Genomic DNA, 5,676 nt, shown 5'->3' on the forward strand with positions numbered 1-5,676 from the left:
CGACGTTCGCCGAGGGGAGCAGCCCGAGCCCGCCGACGAGCCCGGCGGCCAGGTCGGAGAGCACGTCGCCCGCGAGGTTCGGGCAGACGACCACGCCGTACTGGGTCGGGTCGAGCGGGAGCTTCGTCGCGAACGCGTCCATCAGCTCCTCGTCAGCGTCGACGCCGCGCTCCGCGGCGACCGAGAGCACCTCCTCGCGGAAGCGCCCGTCCGTCTCGCGCATCACGTTCGCCTTGTGCGCGACCGTGAACCCTCCTCGGGTCGCCGGCGGGACCGCGGCCGTCCGCGACGAACTCGCACGCGAACTCCGCCAGCTCGCGGGAGGCTGACGAGGTGACGACGCGCGCCAGCGTCGAGAGATCCTCGCTCAGCCGGTCTTCGTGGCCCGCGTAGACGCCCTCGGTGTTCTCGCGGAGGAAGACCACGTCCGTCTCCGGGCGGAGCGCGTCGACGCCGGGGTACGCCTTCGCGGGCCTGACGTTGACGAACGAGTCGACCGCCTCCCGCAGCGGGAGAATGACGTCGGCGGCCGTCTCGCCGGCCGCGCCGAACAGCGTCGCGTCCGCGTCGGCGGCGAGATCGTACGTCTCGGCGGGGAGCGCCTCGCCGGTCGCCTCCTTCACCGCGTCGCCCGCGTCGGCCGCGACGAACTCGAAGTCGACGGGGAGCGCCTCCAGCACCTCGACGGCGGCCGGGACGACCTCCTTCCCGATCCCGTCGCCCTCGATGACGACGACCTCGTGGCTCACGCCTCGTCCCCCGAGACGTGTTCGGCGGGCACGTACGGCAGCGACCGGGCGGTCTCGCGGACCGCGCCCTCGTTCGCGCCCATCAGCGCCGTGGTGTCCCAGACGCCCTCGACGAGCGCCTTCCGCTGTGCGTCGTGGACCGTCGCGTCGATCACGGTGTCGCCGTAGGTGATCGTCTCCGCGGCCACGTCGATGTCGATCTCGGCGTCGGGGTTGGCCTCGACGTAGTCCTGTAGCGCCTCGATGTCGTCCTGATCCGCCGTGACCGTCGGGACGCCGAGCGCGAGGCAGTTGCCCGCGAAGATCTCCGCGAACGACTCGCCGACGACCGCGTCGATCCCCCAGCGCATCAGCGCCTGCGGCGCGTGTTCGCGGGAGGAGCCGCAGCCGAAGTTGGCGTTGACGACCAAGACGTTCGCGCCCCGGTACCGCTCTTCGTTGAACGAGTGGTCCTTCTCGTTGTCCTCGTCGTCGAACCGCTGGTCGAAGAAGGAGAACTGACCCAGCCCGTCGAAGGTGACGACCTTCATGAACCGCGCCGGGATGATCTGGTCGGTGTCGATGTCGTTGCCCCGGACGGGGATCCCGGTGCCGGAGACCTCGGTGACCTTCTCCGCCGGAGCCTCGCCGTCGCTGAACTCGGGCGAGCTCATACGGTCGCCACCTCCTCCATCTCGCGGACGTCGGTGACCTCGCCGGTCACCGCCGCGGCCGCGACCATGATCGGACTCATCAGGACGGTGCGCCCGTCCTTCGACCCCTGCCGGCCGACGAAGTTCCGGTTCGACGAGGAGGCGCTCGCCTCGTCACCCTCCAGCTGGTCGTCGTTCATGCCGAGACACATCGAACAGCCCGGCTCGCGCCAGTCGAATCCGGCCTCTTTGAACACCTCGTCTATCCCCTCGGCCTCGGCCGCGTCGCGGACGCGCTGACTGCCGGGGACGACCATCGCGCGGACGTCGTCGTCGACCTCGCGGCCCTCGACGAACGCCGCGGCCTCGCGGAGGTCCTTCAGCCGCGCGTTGGTACACGAGCCGAGGAACGCCACGTCGACCTCGTACCCCTCCATCGTGTCGCCCGGCTCGACGCGCATGTGTTTCTGGGCCCGCTTCGCGGTGTCCCGGTCCTCCTCGGGGAGGTCCTCGGGATCCGGGATCGGCTCGGTGATGCCCGCGGTCTGCCCGGGGGTCGTCCCCCACGTCACGGTCGGTTCGATCGCCGAGCCGTCGATGGTGACCACGTCGTCGTACTCGGCGTCGTCGTCGCTCCGGATCGACTCCCAGTAGGGTTTCAGCCGCTCGAACTCCTCCGGATCGTCCTCGAAGGCGTCCGTCCCCTCCAGCCACTCGTAGGTGGTCTCGTCGGGGTTGACGTACCCCGCGCGAGCGCCGCCCTCGATCGACATGTTACAGATCGACATCCGGCCTTCCATCCCGAGGTCCTCGATGGCCTCGCCGGCGTACTCGTACACGTAGCCGACGCCGCCGTCGGTCCCGAGCTTCCCGATGATCGTCAGGATGACGTCCTTCGCGGTGACGCCCTCGCCGAGTTCGCCCGTCACCTCGATCTTGCGGACCTTCTGTTTCTCCATCGCGACGCAGCCGGTCGCCAGCACGTCGCGGATCTGCGAGGTGCCGATGCCGAACGCCAGCGCGCCGAACGCGCCGTGCGTCGAGGTGTGCGAGTCGCCACAGACGATCGTCATCCCCGGCTGGGTGAGTCCCTGCTCCGGGCCGATGACGTGGACGATCCCCTGATCGCCGGAGTCCGGGTCGGAGAAGTCGATGCCCGAGCCGCGGACGTTCGCCTCCAGCTCCGCCATCATGCTCTCTGCGGCCTCGTCGCGGTAGGGGCGGTCGCGGTTGCCGGTCGGCACGATGTGGTCGACGGTCGCGTGCGTCCGCTCCGGGAACGCGACCTCCTGTCCGCGTTCCTTCAGCATGCCGAACGCCTGCGGGCTGGTGACCTCGTGGACGAGGTGGAGCCCGACGAACAGCTGGTCCTGTCCGGTCGGCAGCCGCGTCACCGTGTGCCGGTCCCACACCTTGTCGTACAGCGTCCCCTCGCTCATCGGGGATCACCCGAGCGGTTCGCGGGGTCCGTGGACCGCGCGGTCTCGCGGGAGGGGTTCGCGTCGCCGCGTACGCCCATCAGGCGGTCACCTCGGCCGACTCCTCCTCGTCGTCTTCCGCCGACTCCTCCCACGAGAACAGCCCGCGCAGCTCCTCGCCGACGGCCTCGATCTCGTGGTTCTTCTCGGCGGTCCGGAGCTGGGTGTAGGAGGGGCGGCCCGCCTGGTTCTCCGCGATCCACTCGCGGGCGAACTGGCCGTTCTGGACCTTCTCTAAGACCTTCTCCATGTTCTCGCGGGCGTGCTCGTCGACGACCACGTCGCCCTGCGTCAGTCCGCCGTACTCGGCGGTGTCGGACACCGAGTCCCACATCTCGCCGAGCCCGCCCTCGTACATCAGGTCGACGATGAGCTTCAGCTCGTTGAGGCACTCGAAGTACGCCATTTCCGGCGAGTAGCCGGCGTCGACGAGCGTCTCGTACCCCTGCTTCACGAGCGAGGTGACGCCGCCACAGAGGACGGCCTGCTCGCCGAACAGGTCGGTCTCCGTCTCCTCGCGGAACGACGTCTCGACGACGCCGGCGCGGGTACAGCCGATCGCGGCCGCGTACGCCAGCCCCTCGTCGTGGGCGTCGCCGGTCGCGTCCTGGTACACCGCGAGCAGGCCGGGCGTCCCCTGGTCGTTCTCGTAGTTGCGGCGGACGAGGTGGCCCGGCGACTTCGGAGCGACCATCGTCACGTCGACGTCCTCCGGGGGCTGGATCTGGTTGTAGTGGATGTTGAACCCGTGCGCGAACTGGAGGGTGTCGCCCGCGTCGAGGTTCGGCTCGACCGCGTTCTCGTACACGTCCGGCTGGACCGTGTCGGGGACGAGGACGCTCACGATGTCCGCCTCCGCGGCGGCGTCCGCGGGGGTCTCCACGCGGAGTCCGTCGCTCTCGGCGGCGGCCCGCGAGGAACTCCCCTCGCGGAGGCCGACGATCACGTCGACCCCGCTGTCCGCGAGGTTCTGCGCGTGGGCGTGGCCCTGCGAGCCGTAGCCGAGGACGGCCACCGTCTTGTGGGCGATCGCCTCCTCGTCCGCGTCGTCGTCGTAGTATACTGTCGAATCGAACGTCTGCGTGTCGTCGTCGGTCATGTTGGTGGTAGTGTCGTGAAACCGCTCAGTCGTCGTGGGTGGTCGGTTCGCCGGCCGTTCCGGGTTTCTCTCCTGGCGCGGTCGGGGTGTTGCCGCGCGCGAGGGCGGTCGGTCCCGTCCGCGCGACCTCGACGATGCCGAACCGCTCGAACGCGCCGATCGCGCTGTCGATGTCGGCCTTGTCACCGGTGAGTTCGACGGTGATCGTCTCCGGGCCGGCGTCGACCGTCTCGCCGTCGTACATGTCGGAGACAGCGTGGACCGCGGCCGGGTCGTCGGCCTCGACCTTCAGCAGGACCAGCTCCGAGGTGACGGCGTCGCCGGCGACCTCGCCGACCGAGATCACCGGCTTCAGCTTCGCCATCTGTTTCTCGATCTGGTCGATGCCGGGGTCCGTCTCCTCGACGACCATCGTGATCCGCGAGTGACCCTCGACGGTCGTCGGCCCGACGGTGAGGCTCTCGATGTTGAACTGTCGCCGGGAGACGAGCCCGGAGACGCGCGCGAGCACGCCCGGCTCGTCCTCGACGAGCGCGGAGATGACCGCGCGCCGCGACTCGTGTTCCGCCTCGACGACGGGGTCGATCCGGATCCCTTCGAGGTTCCGCCGTCCCTCGGGGTGGTCGCGCTCCGCTGGTCCGGGCTGCTCGCCTGGAAGCGGCCGGGAGTCGGAAGCGTCGCCGCTCATAGCTGGTCCTCCACGGCCGCGAACTTGCCGTTCGCACCGCCGCTCGGCACCATCGGCAGGACGTTCTCCTCGGGGTCGACGTGGAAGTCGATCACGGCCGGCCCGTCGTAGTCGAGCCCCTCCTCGACGGCGGGGGCGACCTCGTCGTAGTCGTCGACGCGCAGCCCGAGCGCGCCGAACGCCTCGGCCAGCTTGTCGAACTCGGGCATCCAGCTGTACTCCGAGGCCATGTGGCGTCCCTCGTAGAACGCGTCCTGCCACTGTCGGACCATCCCGATGTACTCGTTGTTGAGCACGGCGACCGTGATGTCCAACTCCTCCCGGACCGCGACCGACAGCTCCTGCATCGTCATCAAAAAGGAGCCGTCGCCGTCGAAACACACCACGTCGCGGTCGGGTTCGCCCATCGTGTCGGCGGCGACGCGCGCGCCGACCGCGGCGGGCACGCCGTACCCCATCGTGCCGAGCCCGTGCGAGGAGACCCACGTCCGCGGCTCCGAGTACGACCAGAACTGCGAGGCCCACATCTGGTGTTGGCCGACGCCCGTGGTGACGATGGTGTCGTCGTCCGTCGCCTCGTCGAACGCCTCGACGACGAACTGCGGCTTCAGCGGCTCGTCGTCGGGGGTCGCGTACGTGAGCGGGTACGTCTCCTTCCACTCCGCGCACCGCTCGCGCCACGCCTCGGCGTCGGGGGCCTCGCGGACCGCGGCGGTCAGCTGGTCCAAGACGCGCCCGGCGTCGCCGATCAGCGGGTAGTCGGCGTAGACGTTCTTCGAGATCTCAGCGGGGTCCATGTCGACGTGGATCACCTCGGCCTCGGGCGCGAACGTGTCGATCCCGCCGGTGAGCCGGTCGTCGAACCGCGTCCCGACCGCGATCAGGCAGTCGGTGTGGGTGATCGCGAGATTCGCGTAGCCGGTGCCGTGCATCCCCGCCCACGAGAGACAGAGATCGTCGTCCTCGGGGAAGGATCCGATGCCCGGCATCGTCGTCGTCACCGGGATCCCGTAGCTGCGGGCGAACGTCC

General features: G+C 69.7%; 5 protein-coding genes and 1 pseudogene. All 6 read right to left on the reverse strand.

Translation table 11 applies throughout. From position 1 onward, the window contains the following. Positions 1-749, reverse strand: a pseudogene (locus tag BN903_RS05255) (isocitrate/isopropylmalate family dehydrogenase); the annotation flags it as partial. Further along, positions 746-1,402, reverse strand: a complete 657-nt coding sequence (leuD, locus tag BN903_RS05260; RefSeq protein ID WP_048076694.1) for a 3-isopropylmalate dehydratase small subunit — start codon at positions 1,400-1,402, stop codon at positions 746-748. The gene leuD and the pseudogene BN903_RS05255, both read right to left, overlap by 4 nt. Continuing rightward, the gene (gene leuC / locus BN903_RS05265; RefSeq protein WP_048076695.1) at positions 1,399-2,820 is read right to left on the reverse strand and encodes a 3-isopropylmalate dehydratase large subunit; all 1,422 of its coding nucleotides are present in this window, start codon (positions 2,818-2,820) and stop codon (positions 1,399-1,401) included. The genes leuD and leuC overlap by 4 nt, the downstream gene beginning before the upstream one ends. A gap of 79 nt (positions 2,821-2,899) precedes the next feature. Continuing rightward, complete coding sequence (gene ilvC / locus BN903_RS05270; protein WP_048076696.1) at positions 2,900-3,958, reverse strand: ketol-acid reductoisomerase; 1,059 nt, start codon at positions 3,956-3,958, stop codon at positions 2,900-2,902. A gap of 25 nt (positions 3,959-3,983) precedes the next feature. Then, complete coding sequence (gene ilvN / locus BN903_RS05275; protein ID WP_048076697.1) at positions 3,984-4,646, reverse strand: acetolactate synthase small subunit; 663 nt, start codon at positions 4,644-4,646, stop codon at positions 3,984-3,986. After that, a partial coding sequence (locus tag BN903_RS05280) for a thiamine pyrophosphate-dependent enzyme (protein ID WP_048076698.1) occupies positions 4,643-5,676 on the reverse strand: 1,034 nt, incomplete at its 5' end. The genes BN903_RS05280 and ilvN, both read right to left, overlap by 4 nt.

The sequence above is a fragment of the Halorubrum sp. AJ67 genome, assembly GCF_000513435.1.